The following is a 14,315-nucleotide window of genomic DNA, read 5'->3' as shown; positions in this document are numbered from 1 at the left end:
CTCCGTGCCGACTCCATCGGATGTAGTGCTTGTTGCACAAACTCCGGGAAAGGACCGGACTATCGCAGTCGAGAATCGAGCAAGTCTGCATGGTGTCCTCCTAAAATGGAACGGTCTGGTCGTGGAAGATCAGGTGGATGCGGCGCCAGCCCTTCTCGGTGACGCGGGGACCGCGGCGGTATGTGGTGCTGGTGATGAAGTCGCTGTTGTCATCCGCGATTGCGCCGGCGTCGACGATGCCGTCGATGAGGCACTTCACGGTCGGTTCAGCGTTCGGCGGGTCCGCTCTTCCACCGGTGCGCAGGCCGACTTCGACGATGAGCATCGCGGGCGTCGGGACGATGAGGCCGGCCTGGCGTGCGAGCATCATGCCGCGGTTGCGCAGGGCCCGCTTCCGTTGCCGTTCCGGCCGCCAGTGCATGCGGTCGTTCGAGGACAGATATTCCATATCGGGAACATCGACGATAAGTTCTGCGGTCACTTCGCGGCCTCCTCGGATCGACGGATGCGACCTTCTCTCACTGCTGTCCTGCGGCATTCTTTGCATCCTCTATTCCCGTTGGGTTTGATGTAGGTGTTGATGACGTCGAAGGCGTGGCCCCTGATGCACTCCGACATCTTTGATCCGACACTTCTGCCATTCCGGGCCTGGTCGATCATGTTTTCTTGACGGGTGCCCCATCGGAGATTTTCGGCCCGGTTGTCCGTCTTGATGTCGTTCCGGTGACACGCCTCGCGAAGTGGAGGGCATGGACCCGCGAAGGCCTCGAGAACGAGGCGCTGCACGTAGTGGTTGCGATTGACCCCATCCTTGAACAGCATCACTTGCAGATACCCGTCCGGCTTGAGGGCAGGCTTCCGAGGTCGAGACTTGCGTCGCCTGCCAAGTGAATCCTTGCGCTCAACGGTCCTGAGATTGCCAATCGATGAGACCTCATACAGGCCCTCGTAGCCCACGACTGGCAGCCATCTTTCAGGGACGTCGACGATGAGCTCTGTCATGCCGCGGCTCCCATCCGTCGTGGCGCCCAGCACTGCGCAACGAACGCCCGGCCCTCGGGAGTTTTCGCATATTCTGCGACCTCTGCCCACGTGATCGCGCCGGGCCGAGTCACTGGTTTATCGGGCAGCCCGGCAGCGTGGGTGAGGATGCGCAGCGCGGTCGGACCCTTCACGCGCCGTCCGTCGCCGGCCTTGCGGATGCGGTAGAACGACTCGCACGAGACACCTGCCGCCCGGTATGCGTCAGCGACCGTCGGATAGTGGTCGAGGATCTTAGCCAGTGCGGGCCGGATATCACCGACCGTGTAAATGGGGGTCATGAGTTTCTCCATTCGTCGCCACCCCATGCCTCAGTGGCTCTGGCGGCGTCCTTTTCGTATTGCTGTTGCAGACACTCCTGCGTGCAAGGCTTCTTCTTGCCCTGGTGCTTCATGCACCGGTGGGCCTCACGGCGCTGGGCCGGATCAAGGCTTCGCAGTGAGGTCAATGCGTGGATTCGCGAGAGCGCCCGAGAAGTGCAAGTGCCGTCCATGCGACCGTGGTTTACCCTGTCCATGGGGTTCCGGGATGACACCAGCGCCCCGCAGTGATCGCATTCGCCGTCAATCTCCGCCGGAGACCATGCCGGCGCCTTCGCTCCCTCGAGCTCGGCAAGTTCATCGAAGATGCTGAGCTGCCCCTCGACCAAACTCATCCTGTGACCTCGAGCTCTCGTGGTTGCCTGGCCGCGATTTTCTGCACGGCCACGGTTCGGGCTTCTTCGGCGGTGCATTCGGTGGCGATCTTCCACCGCCCGTCATCGACGACGACGTACACGCCCCAATCCCCGGGCCCGTCCTTGACGATGTGCAGGTGTGCGGGTCGCGATCTCATGCCGCCCGCCTTTCTCGTCGGTAGTCCCGGTGGTAGGTGCGCAGGTGCTCCACCTGGTCGTCTTCGCAGTGTTTGGCGCGGGTGACGATCGGTGACCCGCAGTCCGGGCAGATCCGGTTCGGTTGCAGTCGGGCGCGCTGCTCGGGTGTGAGACCGCCACGGATCCCGAACCTCATATCCACCGGGGTTTGTGCTTCTTCCTCGAGGGAGGTTCGTGCGCAAATTGCCCTCAGTGGACACTCCCAACAGAGCGCCACAGCCTGGGCGACCCGGGTGCGGTCGGTGGCGAAGAACATGCCATCCGCCACCTCCGCACCCACCTGAGCGCAGATCGCACCCTCCCAGTCCTCGCCGTAACGATCGTCGCTCATGCTGCTGCTCCCAATTCACGACGCTCAGACGCCAGGAGTAAGACTTCCGGTATCGGCTCGCCCGGGTGGCGTGTGCGCCAGTTGTTGCGGGCCTGGTGGAGCTTCCTGCAGCCGGCGCACCGCTTCCCGCTCCGCAGGTTTCCCGCCTTGTCCTTGCGGTGTGGATCCTCAGCGAGCATCGAATTCGGGTGGCCGTTTGCGCATTCACCGAGCTTCCAGTTCGCCCCATGTGTGCGGCGTCCGTTCTCGAAATTCTCGAGTAACCGAAGGTGTGCAGGATTCACGCACCGCTTCTCACGACAGAGATGATCGAGTGTCATCCCGATCGGCACTGGGCCATTGAACTTTTCCCAGACAGCCCTGTGCGCGAGAACCATGCCGCGCCCATCGGCCTTGCTTTGCCACCCAACCTGGGCGTAACCGTGGCTAGCGGTCGAGTAGGTGCTGATCCAGCAACCGTTCATGGATCGAACGATCTTCTCGTGAGCCCGGTCCATCACGCGCTGAGGAATGACGCCGCGGTTCCAGTTGTCGGTAGAGTCGGCTCCGGTTCGACTAAAACGGCGGTTCCGAGCCATCGCCCCCACCTCCTTGCGATGGGTTCTGCCCCCAGCCACTAGACTGCTGGGTCTGCTGCTGGTTGCCCCAACCGCCTTGCTGGGACTGGTGGCCGCCAAAGTTGCCGCCACTGGACTGCTGGCCGACGCCTCCGCCCTGCTGCCGCTTCGGGTAGACGCGGATCCCGTCGCCGTTGACCTTCGCGGACAGAGACTGCCCGTTCTGCCCGTCATACGATGCGAGTTCGGTGATGGTGCCAGACACGGTCACCTGCGAACCCTTCTCGGGATTCAACGCGCTCACGAGGTCAGCGTGTTCGCCCCAGAACGTGACGTCGTAGGCCGTGGATGACAGCTGCTCGTATGAGCCGTCGTCGTTTTTCTTCGACCTGCCGGCGCGGATCGTGAGGTTCGCGACGTGCTTGCCGCTGTTGGTGGTGTTGAACCGCGGGTCGGCGACGATTCCGCCTTCGATGGTTACTCGTGCATCTGCCATCAGGCTGCCTCTCCCTGGATCTCGCCGTTTTCGTCGACGAGGACCCCATCGACCACTTCCTCTTCCGTCGTGTTTTCCGCGGTCGTGAGGGCGGTGCCGGCGGCCTGGAAGGTGGACTTCAGTTCGTCGGTGAGTTCACCCGCAGTCGCGCACGCCTTCCAGAGGTTCCGCACGTCCTGGGCGGTGGCGCAGTCGTCGAGTTCGGCCTCCCAGTTCCGACCGGACGGTTCCGGTGACGGCGCGGATTGCACCTGCTGCTGAGGTCGTCGCGTGGTGCGAGCCTGCTGGGGCGCACGGTTCGCGGCCTGCTGGTTGTTGTCGGCCTGAGCCATTTCGTCGGACGTGTAGAGTCCGCTGAGGTCTTCCGGGAACGCCTTGCGGATCGCCAGAGCCTCCGCGCACTTCGCGATCATCCTGGCCGGCATCTTTTGCCACATCGGACCGGTGGCCGTGTACTCGGACGTGAGTGCGACGGTCGTGAACTTTGAGCCGTTGCGCTCGACGATGACCTTCGCTGCGGCGGGCGGTCCCTGCTGGAGCCACACATCGACCCACTGGCCATCTGCTCCGCACCAGTACGTCTCCGAGATGCCCCAGGTGCCACGAGTCCGCGTGGTCACTCGGTCAGCGATCTTGTAGAAGCCGTCGATGCCGGTCTGGATGGTCGGCTTACCTTTGCGGGTGATCATGTAGATCTCGCGCTTGAACGGGTCGAGTCCGGACTTCTGAGCCTGGTGGAAGAACACCGCCAGATCGCCCTGCGAGTTCGTTGCCACGCCGAGCTGCTGTAGCGCGGCCATCTGCTGGTCGGTCCAGAACTGCTGGTCCTGGTGGACGGCGAGGGTGGATCCGCTGTGCTGGATTTCGTTGCTCATGGTCATGCTGCCTTTTCTGTGATGAGGGTGAACCGTCGTGCCGGCTCCCCTTGGGTGGTGAATTCGTTCTTGATCTGGTCGAGGTTCTGTTTCGTAGCCTCGACGCCCCTGTCGGCGGCGAGCTTCTCGATGACCGCGGCCTGATTGAAGGTGCGGCGGCCAGCGACGTTCGACCATTTGGCTATCGGCCTGCCGTTGAGGGTCAGGAACTCCTTGTCGCCGATCGCGGCCTTGAGCTTCTTCTCCGCGTCGGCCTTCGCAGTCTTGATCTCCGTCTCCTGTTCCTTGACAGCGATCAGCACGTCGAGGGCTTCCTCAACTTCGGGGTCGATGACCTCGACAGCGGACTCCGGGTCGACCACCTGCGGGTAGCGGCTCGACAGTTCCGAGGCGGTTGCGGTGTCGAGCTCCACGGGCGGCGGAGTCTTCGACTCGACGTACTGCCAGAACTCCCAGGTCTTCACGAAGAGCACATGTGCCCAGTCCTCGTCATACTCGAGCTCGAGGATGATGGGCTTCCGGTCAACGAGGGCGATGATGTATCCCTTGTGGCGGCCGGTGACGAGCATGTACCAGGTGAGCTGGGCCGCATGGGATTCGGGGATGATGCCGGCGAGGTAGTTCTTCCCGTTGTCGGTGAAGCTGCTCGTGGTTTTGATCTCGAGGATTCCGCCGTCGGCTGTGAGGCGGTCGGGGTTCGCTAGCGCCCAGGTGTTGGCTTTCTCCTGGTAGGTGCCGCACCTGCGTGTTTCGATGCCGGTGTCGGCGGTGAAACGGCGGGAAAGCATGTCTTCGGATTCGTTGCCGAACCAGAAGATGTCCTTGTCGCCCTCGACTGGAGGTTCGTCGCTGGTCTTGTCCTGCCAGATGGTGAAGGGGCTGGTGCCTTCGTATCGGGCGCCTCCCGCGACGACGGCAACGTCGGACCCTCCACAGCCCAACGTGCGGGTGATCAGCCAGTCTTTGCGGTCGGCGTCGACGGCGAGGATGAGTTTCGCGTTCGGGACGCGGTAGTCGGGTTTCGTGGTCATTTCTGTGTCCTTTTCTTGGGTGCGAGGCTCATGAGGAGCCCGCCGATGATGAGGGTGGGTGCGCCGAAGATGAAGCCGCCGTTGACGGTTCCGGCCGAGGCGCTGATGAGGGCGAGGCCCGCGAGGGCGATGACGAGTCCGAGGAGGAAACGAGTGAGGTTCATTCGCCGTCACCGCCGTACATCGACTCGTCCCAGGCTTCGGCGAAGTCATCGTGGTAGCGAAGCGCCTCCTTGACTTCCTGCTCGGTCACCTGTCCGTCGAGAATGAGGTCGTCCATCTTGGAGCAGAAATCGTAGGTCGCAGACTCGATCGCGTATCCCACTTCTCGCTCAATCCGCTCCTCTCGGGTGGGGTTAGTGACTTGGCCGCGGTGACGACGCCTGGTCCCGTGGACGTCCCTCGGGGCGTTCTTAGAGGACTCTTCGAGGTGGGCGTACATGTCACTCTTGGCCTCGAATACTGCTTCGCAGTCCTTGCAGTTCCCGTAGGGCTCGTTCGTCCTCGGGTTAAGGCGATCGCGTCTCATGCCGCACCTCGATCAAGTCGGAAAGCAGCGCCCTTGTCTTTCGCGTCTCGCATCTCCACGAGCGCGTCCTCGAGGTCGTTGAGGAACTGCTCCTCAGTGCCGGCGGGGAGGGTGATGTCCACGGACTTGCCGTTGACGGTGCGGACTTCGACGTGGACGAAGCTGTCGGTGCAGTAGTTCGCGGTGATCGTTCCTACGTGGATGAGCATCATGCTGCTTTCCTTTCCTGTTTCGCGATCCAGGCTTTGACCTCGGCGGGGTGGTAGCGCCAGATACCGCCGAGTGGATGCGCGGGGAGACCGTCACGTTTGCGGAGCGTGTTCACGTGCTTGGGTGTGCACTTGAGCTTCTCGGCGACTTCCGCGGCGGTGAAGTACTCGGTGAGATCGATGCCCTTCATTGCTTGTCCTCCGGGAGTAGGGACCACGGGAAGTTGGTGACGTGGTCGTTGGTGACGGTGGTGGATTGGCGGTGGTGGTTCCGGTCCGTCGTGTACTGGAAAGCGCCGGTGACGATGAGAGTCGCGAGACCCACAACGACGAGCGCGGTGGCCGTGAGGAGGAACTTGCCCTGGCGAGTCATGAGTCGGACCTCTCTTCGATCGGTGCGACGAGATGATTGCGAGTCCAGTGCGTTTTCCAGCGCCAGTCGCCGACGAGCTCAACGTGGTCGAGATGCCTCAGCTGCTTCGGATAGTCAGGCGACCTATTGCCCCGGAAGATGACTGCCGCATGCGTGAACGCTCGATCCCGTGAGTACCGCTTGTAGATCAACTTCCCGTCAAGGCTCACGAGGTACCAGTTGCCTCTGCGCCACGCCCTTACGTCACTGGCTGTGAAGTGGTCCGTCTCGTCATCGGTTGTCACGGAAGTTCACCTCGATCGACGGGTATCGGCCCTGTGCGTTGGAGACGAAGCCGTCCACGAGGCTGTCTGAGATGATGCCGATGGACTCCTGCAGCGCCTTCCGCACTTCCTCGCGGATCTGCGTCTCGGCCTTCTTGATCTCTTCGGCCACGACCTGCTTCGCCTGCTCCTGCACGGTCGTCTGCACGAGGTGCGTGATGAGCGGCTTCTCCTCGCGGCTGTATCCGGTTGTGCTGACCTTGGTGTTCAGGGCGGCGTGGACGAAGTTCTTCATCGTGTCGCCGCTGTTGATCGCTTCGAGCACTGCCGCTTCGACACGGCTATTGACTGCGCTGGTGATGGTGCTGTTGATGTCTTCGTTGATGTTGCTCATGATGCGTCCTTTTCTTCGTGCTTGTGGTTGTAGGTGGCGATAGCGTCGCCGGAGATCTCGAGAGGGAAGTCGTCATCGCCTTCGTGCTTGTTCAGCCACTTGGCGTCGCGGTCGCCCATGGTGGCCACGGTGGAGAGCCCTTCGTTGCGGTTGTCGAGAGCCTGATCCAGCCGATAGCACTCTGGGCACTCTTTGAGGTGGTCAATGATGATCGAGTTGACTGTTCGACCCTCAAGGCAGATACCGGCCCCGCAGTCGAAGGCAACGAGTGTCGTGGTCATGCCGCACCGCCTGTTGGCAGCGGCTTGAACACGCGTCGGGTGGACTGAACCAGGTGAGTCATCCCGTTCTCGTCTTTCATGGGGACCGTGCACGGTTCGTCGCTGTAGACGGGCGATCCGTCCGAGTAAATCCGCGCCGCTTCGTAGGTGTTCGAGTGCGGGTAGGCCTCGGTGCCCTCGATGATCGGTGGCGCGAGACGGTAGGTGACCTGCGATTGCAGTGCCTTGTGCATCGACTCTTTGATGTTGTCGAGCATCGCGATCAGGTCCTCGTCTTCGTCGATATCGAATGCGATGATGAACTGCTCGGTGATGTAGTCGAGCTGGTCAATGCCCGGAAGGCAGACGGATTTGAGCGCGTCGAGTGGGGTTGGTGTGGTCATGCTGCGTCACCGCCATCGAACATCGCCGGTTCGGTGAGGCCGAGCTTGACCGCGAGGTCTTCGGAGTGGAAGCGCAGAAGGTACATGGTCGTTCGGACCTGCCCGTTGTGGTGCCGGGGGGCATCGTGGTGAGGCCGAACCACGAACCAGTCGGAGAACAGTTTCCCCTGACGCGGGCGCCATTCATGGACGTCGATCATCTGTTGCTTGGACTTCGACCAGCGGCGACCGAGAAGGCGGCGAACGGCTATCCCCTTGGTGCGGAGAAGTTCACGTACCTTCGGGCCGGTCGACCCCCAGTCGGTCGCGAACATGTCGATCGTCATCACGTCGTCCATCTCGGCGACGAACTTCTCGTGATACCGGACCTTCGGGGCGTCGAGCTCGATCTGCATCTTCGCCGCCTCGATTTCCTTCTCGGCGTCGAGAACCATCTGCGCGAGAGCAGCGCGGGACGGGAGAGCTACGACGTTCGACTTCGTTGCCTCGGCGAAGGCTTTCACGAGACTGGCCTTGAACGCAACAACCTTCTCCGTGTTCCGGGTGAGCGTGAGAAGGAATGAAGACTGTTCATCGGTGAGGCGAGCGAACCGCACCTGCGAGCCGTTGTACCCAGGTCGGAACTCAAATCCGACCTGCCCGAACTCGGATTCCATCACCTCACGGTGAGTTTCAATGAGCTTGAGCGTCGCCTGATGACTGACTCCGGCGTGCTCGGCCACGATCTCTGACGTAGTGAACGGAACGCCATCGACGATCTGGACGAGGCTGGTATTCTGGTTGTTAGACATTTGGTGCTACTCCTTTGTCATTGCCCTCAGCACTCCACTGCTGGGGGCTTTCTCTTTGTCCTGTTGCATGTCGGCCTCCTAAGCGGCCCGCAGTGTTCCTGCTGGATAGCTCGGGGCGCACTCTGCTCGCGTCACAGTACACAGTTCGAAGAAAAAAATTTGCTCGGGTTTCACGTTGAGGGCCTTTGCGATCTTCATGGCCGTCTTGGACGTGCACGTGGTTCGCCGGGTCGCTGGATTGTCGGTCATGAGGTTCCCGATGGTTCCGACGCTCACGCCTGCATCCTTCGCCAATTGACGGTAGCTTTCGTACCCGCGCATGTCGTAGACGAGCTTCAGATTCCCCTGCTGCACCCGCACCTCTGGCTGCTTACTCTGCATTTTCACCTCCCTGCTTGCTGTGTTCTACACACTACACATTTGAACGCTGTTGTTCAAGCCCATTCCGAAAGTTTCTATACGCCGCCTAGTTCTAGCGAATTACACCGTTGTTATTTGTGAACACACCGTTCACGGCTAGGCTTGTTTTCGCCCTGTATCTAGCCGAAGGTGTTGCCATGACCGCATTGTCCGATCTCCTGAATCGACTCAACACACAGGAATGGTCCACTCGGGAGATTGAACGGCGTAGCGAGAAGGCCGGGATGAAGGTGAGCAACGGGGCCGTGGGGAAGTATCTCAACGGCACACACCCGTCCGAACCTTCCGACCGAGTCCTTCGGGCATTCGCCGCGGTCTTCGGAACCGATGTGAACAAGATCCGCAAAGCAGCCGGCCAAGCGCCGACTGCCGACCGGTTCGAGCTCCCACCGGAAGCAGACACCCTGAGCCTTGACGAGCGGCGAGCGATCACCGAACTCGTCAGGGTGATGGCTAGACAGAAGAAAGCAGGTGACGGCGATGTCGAAGCCACCCCCATGAGTGAAGCCGGCGGGAAGCCGGCAGAAGAGGACGGGCCGACGGCGGACGAATTGGAAGATGCCGACCGTCGGCAACGCGACGCAGACGAAACCCCGCTCGCCGAGATCCTCGGACTAGCGGCCGACGCCGGCGAATCGGACGCCGAGCGACGCGCAAGAGAAGACACATCGCCAGATCACTGAACTACAGATAGGATTCGCCCATGGAAATCATCATCTTCCTCCTCATCCTGGGCGTCATCTTCTTCATCGGCCTACCCATACTTGCCGCGTTCATCGGCTTCGGCATGTTCACGTCCGGAGAAAACCAGCGAAAGAAGGACGAGTCGAACGCTGACGCCATCCTCGATCGAGTTTTCGATGGCTCCCCGACAGTAGTTCATACGCCAAGGGACTCGAAGCTCGGTTACGACGTCCTGGTGAAAGGCGCAGCGGCTCGCGGGTACAAGCTCTCCCACTCGGAGGGCCATGAGATAGCCAGGACTCACGTGTTCGACAGGATCGACGACTAAGCGTGTCGTGTCCGTGGGTCTGACTATGGTCAGATCCATGACACATCATCCTTGGCGCGATCTTCGTTCGCGTGAGAACGTCACACTGTCGTGGCGTGACCTACCGCCAGGAATGCGTGGAGCCACAGACGGCAGCTCTGCGATCTGGATGGAACCCGACCTACTCCAAGTCGAACGCCGGTGCACGCTCGCTCACGAGCTCGCGCACATCGATCTCGGCCACACGGAGAAGACCACAGTGGCGGAAGAGAACGCTGCACGCCGGTACGCGGCCCAGAAGCTCATCGACTGGGATGCCCTGGTCGATGCGTTCCGGTGGGCCCACAACGCCCACGAGGCCGCAGACGAACTGTGGGTGACACCCGAAGTCCTGGAGGACCGTCTGCGGTTCCTCCACCCCAACGAGCGGGCCCTGCTCGCACTGATCGGAGCAGCCCGTGGATGACCTCGGCAGGCAAGTCCTCGACCTCGAACGCAAGTACCCGAAGTACGGGGGCACTAAGGACCATGCGATACGCGAACGGTTCGGGTTCTCCGCCACCACCTACTTCCAGATCCTCAACCGGCTCCTCGACGATCCAGAAGCAGCATGGATGGAACCGGTGATCATCAACCGTCTGCGGAGGATCCGCGATCGCAGAGAGAAGTGACGACCAATGGCACGCATACCCATCCCCGTGGGCGCATGGGGCAACATCAGCATCTCCGGCAAACGCGGGAACTATAGAGCCACGGCACGCTTCCGCCTCGCGAACGGCAAGACCGTCCCGCGGTTCCGCACCGGACAGACGAAGGAGGCCGCACGCAACGCGCTCCTCGAACACCTCACGGAGATGCGAGAGCAGACGATCGGTGGTGAAGTCTCCGGCTCTATGACCGTCGGATCCTTCGCCGACGACTGGTTCACCCGCTGGCGCGAATCATCGAACCCGCCAGCATCGACGGTGCGCACATACCGGGCATCGGTGAAGTGGATCCGCGCCGAGCTCGGGATGCTCAGGCTCACCGAATGCACGACGGGCCGCCTTGAAAAGGGTGTGGGTCGCATCAGTGACGCTCACGGGCAGACGACGGCGAAACAGTCCCGTTCCGTGCTGCGCAGGATCTTCGCAGACGCCGTCCGCCTCGACGCCCTGACCACGAATCCCGCCCTCGGGATCTCCACGGTGAAGGAGCAACCGCAGGAGGTGCGCGCCATGACTGCCAAGGAAGTCCAGCGCCTCCGCACCGCGGCCCGAACATGGGAGGCGACGCCCGTGACCGCGAACAAACCCGTCCGCCGCGAGATCGCCGACAGCATCGACGTCATGCTCGGAACCGGTGTGCGCATCGGTGAGCTCCTCGGCATCCGCTGGGACGACGTCGACCTCGAAGCCACTCCCCCGACAGTCTCCGTCATGGGCACCGTGACACTGGGCGCAGATGGTGGTGGCATGCAGTACCAGCCGGCGCCGAAGTCGGAGACCTCGAAGCGTGTCCTCTACCTGCCGTCGATTGCGGTCGAGGCTCTGCGCCGTCAGTTTGAGGCCCGGGAGTTCCGGGCTGAGACGGAAGCGGGAGCGGTGTTCGCATCCGAGACTGGGACATGGCGTGACCCGTCGAATTACCGTGCACATTTCCGGCAGGTGCGGAAGATCGCGAAGCTCGACTGGGTGACACCGAAGACGATCCGCAAGACCGTGGCGACGACGATCTACACGGCAGACGGGCTGGACAATGCGTCCCAGCAGCTCGGGCATTCCGAGGTTGGGGTGACGGCGAAGCACTACGTGCAGAGGCTCAACATCGGTCCCACTGGGGTTGTGGGTGTGCTCGATGAGTGGTTGCAAAGCGCATCGTAACCGCATTATCACCGGGTGCCGGGCATGAAAAAATCCCCTCCCCCAGACTGTTTAGCCTGGTGAGAGGGGAGTTGCCGAGCCGCCTGCGGGAATCGAACCCGCGACCTATTCATTACGAGTGAATCGCTCTGCCGACTGAGCTAAGGCGGCAACCGACCTAACTTTAGCCAACTTCTGCACCGGTGGTCAAAACGATGAGAGGACCCCCACACCGTCCCCGCGGGGACGTCGAGCGACTCGTCCCGATCACGACCAGTTAGTCTTGACGGGACAGGTTTTCCGCAACTGAAAAGGGTGACGTACGTGGTCGAGTTCGACTCGAATGACTTCATGAGTGATTTCCGAGCGCTCATCGAATGTGAGTCTTTCTCCCACGACCCTTCAGCTCTGGCCCGCAGCGCCCAACTCGTCTCCCGCATCGGCACCGGACTGCTCGGGGCGGCACCCCAGATCATCGAAACCGACTCGCACCGGCACGTGCTCTGGCGCTTCGGCACCGGCCCCCGGGAGGTCGTGCTGGTCGGCCACCATGACACCGTCTGGCCGAGCGGTACGCTCTCCGAATTCCCCTACTCCGTCCACGACGGAATCGTGCGCGGCCCCGGAGCAGACGACATGAAGGGCGGTCTGCTCATCGCCCTCTACGCCATGGCTCAGCTGCGCAACGAGCGCGGCAACCTCGACGGCATCAGCATCCTCATCACCGCCGACGAAGAACTCGGCTCCCCCGGCTCGCGGACGATCATCGAGGACGAAGCGCGAGGTGCCACAGCGGCCCTGGTCTTCGAGAGCGGCGCACCGGACGGCGCGGTCAAGATCGCCCGCAAGGGTGTCGCCATCTATTCGCTCGAGGTCACAGGTCTGGCCTCGCACGCCGGAGTCGAGCCCGAGAAGGGAATCAACGCCACGATCGAGGTCGCTAACCAGGTGGTGGCCATCGCCGCCCTGCACGATCCCTCAGTGGGTACCTCGGTCGTCCCCACGGTCATGCACAGCGGATCGACGACGAACACCGTTCCGGCCAAGGCGGTCGTGGGCATCGACTCCCGTGCCGCCGCGGTGGCCGAACAGGAACGCATCGACGGGGCCCTCCGCGCCCTGCAGCCGACGGTCGCCGGTGCGAAGATCGAACTCAAGGGCGGGATCAACCGCGCGCCTTTGGAAGAGAAGATGGCGATGGGACTCTACGCCCGGGCGCAACGACTGAGCGGAGAACTAGGCCATCCTCCGCTGCGCTCGGTCGCCGTGGGCGGCGGTTCGGACGGGAACTTCACCGCCGGCGTCGGGACCCCGACCTTGGACGGACTGGGCACAGTCGGCGGCGGCTCCCACGCCCGCACCGAGCACGCCCAGCAGATCTGGATCCCTCGCCGGGTCGAACTCACCGCCGCACTCGTCGGCGAACTCCTCGACGAAGACCGAGTCGCAGAAGCCTGAGACTTAAGAGCCTGAGACTCAGAGCGCTTCGCTGCGGTCCTCCTGCAGCCAGGGATTCGACAGCAGCACAAATGCCGATTCGACGATGAGGACCGGCGACATGTTCGTCTGCAGCCGTCGCCTGGCCTCGGTGATGGCATCGATGCGCAGAAGCGTCGTATCCGCTCCGTCGCGATTTCCCTGCTCGGCGATGAGATCATCCTCTCCGGCGTTGATCCACCCCTCGCGCATTCCCAGCTGATACATGAGGATGTCGCGGTAGAGGCTCATCAGCTCAAGGAAGATGCGGTCGAGCTCATCATTGCGGGCCCGCACCGAACGACGCTTCTGCTCTTCCTCGAGCTTCCTGATCTGCGCCCGTGCCGATGGCGGGACCGTCTTCTCCCCCTCGATGCCCAGGGTCGTCATCAGCTCGCTGCGTTCGGCGGCATTGCGGGCCTCGACCCGCGACTTCGCCGTCTCGGCCGCCTCATCGACGATGCGACCGGCCAGACGAATCGTCGCCCCCACCGAGGTGAGCTTGCCGGGAATGGCAAGAATCGCTTTGCGCTCAGCTCCGGCCGATTCGTTCAGGGCCAGGTACTTGGCCCGACCGATATGGTTCTGTGCGACCGCGGCGGCCCACCGCGCTTTGTCCTCACCGACACTGTCGCGCTCCATCAGCAGCTGCGCCACGGCATCCCGAGACGGAATGCGCAGACGCACCGGTCGACACCGTGACCGGATCGTCGTGAGCACGTCGATCGGACTCGGGGCACACAGTAGCCACACCGTCGCCGGAGGCGGCTCCTCGATGGCCTTGAGCAGAACGTTGGCCGTGCGCTCCATCATCCGATCGGCGTCTTCGATGATGACGACCCGCCAAGCGGAGTTGACCGGGGCGGACTGCGCCTTGGACACGAGCTCGCGGACCTCATCTATCGAGATCACCGACTTCTGGGTCGACATGATCGTCAGGGACTCATGATGACCGGCCAGCACCCGCGCGGTCACCTCGGTGTTCTCCTCTCCCCCGGCGATCAGCGCGGCCGCGAAGGCACGAGCCGCGTTCGATCGTCCTGACCCGGGAGGACCGGTGAACAGCCATGCATGGGTCATCGCCGCCGGTGAGCGCAGCGCGTATTCGAGCTGCGTGACCACATCATACTGACCGACGAGTTCGTCGAAGACACTCACC

27 protein-coding genes and 1 tRNA gene are annotated in these 14,315 nt (G+C 62.4%); 6 read left to right on the top strand and 22 right to left on the bottom strand.

Translation table 11 applies throughout. The annotated features are described in order from the left end of the window. Positions 1–100: 100 nt before the first annotated feature. From CV023_RS15970 to CV023_RS15875, 20 genes are all read right to left on the bottom strand, one after another. Positions 101–481 (bottom strand): hypothetical protein, encoded by a 381-nt coding sequence (locus tag CV023_RS15970; RefSeq protein WP_230747638.1) that lies wholly within the window; start codon positions 479–481, stop codon positions 101–103. Beyond that, positions 478–1,002, bottom strand: coding sequence for an NUMOD4 motif-containing HNH endonuclease (locus tag CV023_RS15965; RefSeq protein ID WP_230747635.1), 525 nt, complete (start codon positions 1,000–1,002; stop codon positions 478–480). Before CV023_RS15965 ends, CV023_RS15970 begins: the two co-directional genes overlap by 4 nt. Continuing rightward, positions 999–1,322, bottom strand: coding sequence for a hypothetical protein (locus CV023_RS15960; RefSeq protein ID WP_230747633.1), 324 nt, complete (start codon positions 1,320–1,322; stop codon positions 999–1,001). Before CV023_RS15960 ends, CV023_RS15965 begins: the two co-directional genes overlap by 4 nt. A gap of 370 nt (positions 1,323–1,692) precedes the next feature. Then, entirely contained in the window at positions 1,693–1,875 is a 183-nt protein-coding gene (locus CV023_RS15955) for a hypothetical protein (protein ID WP_230747631.1), read from the bottom strand. Further along, positions 1,872–2,246: a WhiB family transcriptional regulator gene (locus CV023_RS15950; RefSeq protein WP_230747629.1), complete on the bottom strand. Its 375-nt coding sequence runs from the start codon at positions 2,244–2,246 to the stop codon at positions 1,872–1,874. Before CV023_RS15950 ends, CV023_RS15955 begins: the two co-directional genes overlap by 4 nt. Further along, positions 2,243–2,824, bottom strand: a complete 582-nt coding sequence (locus tag CV023_RS15945) for an HNH endonuclease signature motif containing protein (protein WP_230747627.1) — start codon at positions 2,822–2,824, stop codon at positions 2,243–2,245. The genes CV023_RS15950 and CV023_RS15945 overlap by 4 nt, the downstream gene beginning before the upstream one ends. Further along, a complete protein-coding gene (locus tag CV023_RS15940; RefSeq protein WP_230747625.1) occupies positions 2,802–3,299 on the bottom strand; it encodes a single-stranded DNA-binding protein in 498 nt (165 codons plus the stop codon). Before CV023_RS15940 ends, CV023_RS15945 begins: the two co-directional genes overlap by 23 nt. Next, on the bottom strand, positions 3,299–4,174 hold the full coding sequence (locus tag CV023_RS15935; RefSeq protein WP_230747623.1) for a RecT family recombinase: 876 nt from the start codon (positions 4,172–4,174) through the stop codon (positions 3,299–3,301). Before CV023_RS15935 ends, CV023_RS15940 begins: the two co-directional genes overlap by 1 nt. A 2-nt stretch (positions 4,175–4,176) precedes the next feature. Next, positions 4,177–5,205 carry a YqaJ viral recombinase family nuclease gene (locus CV023_RS15930; protein ID WP_230747621.1) on the bottom strand — a complete coding sequence of 343 codons (1,029 nt, stop codon included), beginning with the start codon at positions 5,203–5,205 and terminating at the stop codon, positions 4,177–4,179. Further along, positions 5,202–5,369, bottom strand: coding sequence for a hypothetical protein (locus CV023_RS15925; RefSeq protein WP_230747612.1), 168 nt, complete (start codon positions 5,367–5,369; stop codon positions 5,202–5,204). The genes CV023_RS15930 and CV023_RS15925 overlap by 4 nt, the downstream gene beginning before the upstream one ends. Continuing rightward, positions 5,366–5,734: a hypothetical protein gene (locus tag CV023_RS15920; protein WP_230747611.1), complete on the bottom strand. Its 369-nt coding sequence runs from the start codon at positions 5,732–5,734 to the stop codon at positions 5,366–5,368. The genes CV023_RS15925 and CV023_RS15920 overlap by 4 nt, the downstream gene beginning before the upstream one ends. Continuing rightward, on the bottom strand, positions 5,731–5,946 hold the full coding sequence (locus CV023_RS15915; protein ID WP_230747609.1) for a hypothetical protein: 216 nt from the start codon (positions 5,944–5,946) through the stop codon (positions 5,731–5,733). The genes CV023_RS15920 and CV023_RS15915 overlap by 4 nt, the downstream gene beginning before the upstream one ends. Continuing rightward, the gene (locus tag CV023_RS15910) at positions 5,943–6,134 is read right to left on the bottom strand and encodes a helix-turn-helix domain-containing protein (RefSeq protein ID WP_230747607.1); all 192 of its coding nucleotides are present in this window, start codon (positions 6,132–6,134) and stop codon (positions 5,943–5,945) included. Before CV023_RS15910 ends, CV023_RS15915 begins: the two co-directional genes overlap by 4 nt. Next, the gene (locus CV023_RS15905; protein ID WP_230747606.1) at positions 6,131–6,316 is read right to left on the bottom strand and encodes a hypothetical protein; all 186 of its coding nucleotides are present in this window, start codon (positions 6,314–6,316) and stop codon (positions 6,131–6,133) included. The genes CV023_RS15910 and CV023_RS15905 overlap by 4 nt, the downstream gene beginning before the upstream one ends. Continuing rightward, positions 6,313–6,600, bottom strand: coding sequence for a hypothetical protein (locus CV023_RS15900; RefSeq protein ID WP_230747604.1), 288 nt, complete (start codon positions 6,598–6,600; stop codon positions 6,313–6,315). Before CV023_RS15900 ends, CV023_RS15905 begins: the two co-directional genes overlap by 4 nt. Further along, positions 6,587–6,973 (bottom strand): hypothetical protein, encoded by a 387-nt coding sequence (locus CV023_RS15895; RefSeq protein WP_230747603.1) that lies wholly within the window; start codon positions 6,971–6,973, stop codon positions 6,587–6,589. The genes CV023_RS15900 and CV023_RS15895 overlap by 14 nt, the downstream gene beginning before the upstream one ends. Next, positions 6,970–7,254, bottom strand: coding sequence for a hypothetical protein (locus CV023_RS15890; protein ID WP_230747601.1), 285 nt, complete (start codon positions 7,252–7,254; stop codon positions 6,970–6,972). Before CV023_RS15890 ends, CV023_RS15895 begins: the two co-directional genes overlap by 4 nt. Further along, positions 7,251–7,637 carry a hypothetical protein gene (locus CV023_RS15885; RefSeq protein WP_230747599.1) on the bottom strand — a complete coding sequence of 129 codons (387 nt, stop codon included), beginning with the start codon at positions 7,635–7,637 and terminating at the stop codon, positions 7,251–7,253. The genes CV023_RS15890 and CV023_RS15885 overlap by 4 nt, the downstream gene beginning before the upstream one ends. Further along, complete coding sequence (locus CV023_RS15880; RefSeq protein ID WP_230747594.1) at positions 7,634–8,428, bottom strand: Rha family transcriptional regulator; 795 nt, start codon at positions 8,426–8,428, stop codon at positions 7,634–7,636. Before CV023_RS15880 ends, CV023_RS15885 begins: the two co-directional genes overlap by 4 nt. A 78-nt stretch (positions 8,429–8,506) precedes the next feature. Further along, positions 8,507–8,809, bottom strand: a complete 303-nt coding sequence (locus tag CV023_RS15875) for a helix-turn-helix transcriptional regulator (RefSeq protein WP_230747591.1) — start codon at positions 8,807–8,809, stop codon at positions 8,507–8,509. A 116-nt stretch (positions 8,810–8,925) separates the two neighbouring features. Here CV023_RS15875 and CV023_RS15870 point away from each other — a divergent pair, with 116 nt between their 5' ends. From CV023_RS15870 to CV023_RS15850, 5 genes are all read left to right on the top strand, one after another. Next, positions 8,926–9,531 carry a hypothetical protein gene (locus tag CV023_RS15870; protein ID WP_230747589.1) on the top strand — a complete coding sequence of 202 codons (606 nt, stop codon included), beginning with the start codon at positions 8,926–8,928 and terminating at the stop codon, positions 9,529–9,531. A 20-nt stretch (positions 9,532–9,551) separates the two neighbouring features. Continuing rightward, positions 9,552–9,860 (top strand): hypothetical protein, encoded by a 309-nt coding sequence (locus CV023_RS15865; RefSeq protein ID WP_230747586.1) that lies wholly within the window; start codon positions 9,552–9,554, stop codon positions 9,858–9,860. Positions 9,861–10,008: 148 nt separating this feature from the next. Further along, positions 10,009–10,305: an ImmA/IrrE family metallo-endopeptidase gene (locus tag CV023_RS15860; protein ID WP_230747585.1), complete on the top strand. Its 297-nt coding sequence runs from the start codon at positions 10,009–10,011 to the stop codon at positions 10,303–10,305. Next, on the top strand, positions 10,298–10,510 hold the full coding sequence (locus tag CV023_RS15855; RefSeq protein WP_230747583.1) for a DUF3263 domain-containing protein: 213 nt from the start codon (positions 10,298–10,300) through the stop codon (positions 10,508–10,510). Before CV023_RS15860 ends, CV023_RS15855 begins: the two co-directional genes overlap by 8 nt. A gap of 6 nt (positions 10,511–10,516) precedes the next feature. Beyond that, complete coding sequence (locus CV023_RS15850) at positions 10,517–11,701, top strand: site-specific integrase (RefSeq protein ID WP_230747582.1); 1,185 nt, start codon at positions 10,517–10,519, stop codon at positions 11,699–11,701. 77 nt (positions 11,702–11,778) lie between these two features. On the opposite strand, the gene CV023_RS15845 is transcribed toward CV023_RS15850, so the two are convergent. Beyond that, positions 11,779–11,851: transfer RNA gene (locus tag CV023_RS15845), tRNA-Thr, on the bottom strand. A gap of 180 nt (positions 11,852–12,031) precedes the next feature. On the opposite strand from CV023_RS15845, the gene CV023_RS15840 reads away from it, so the two are divergent. Further along, positions 12,032–13,138, top strand: coding sequence for a M20/M25/M40 family metallo-hydrolase (locus tag CV023_RS15840; RefSeq protein ID WP_230747578.1), 1,107 nt, complete (start codon positions 12,032–12,034; stop codon positions 13,136–13,138). An 18-nt stretch (positions 13,139–13,156) separates the two neighbouring features. Here CV023_RS15840 and CV023_RS15835 read toward each other — a convergent pair whose 3' ends face one another. Next, entirely contained in the window at positions 13,157–14,314 is a 1,158-nt protein-coding gene (locus CV023_RS15835; RefSeq protein ID WP_230747576.1) for a DNA polymerase III subunit delta', read from the bottom strand. Between the last annotated feature and the right edge of the window lies 1 nt (position 14,315).

The sequence above is a fragment of the Brevibacterium sp. CCUG 69071 genome, assembly GCF_021023135.1.
Lineage (GTDB): Bacteria > Actinomycetota > Actinomycetes > Actinomycetales > Brevibacteriaceae > Brevibacterium.
This window is presented reverse-complemented; position numbering and strand designations above follow the sequence as displayed.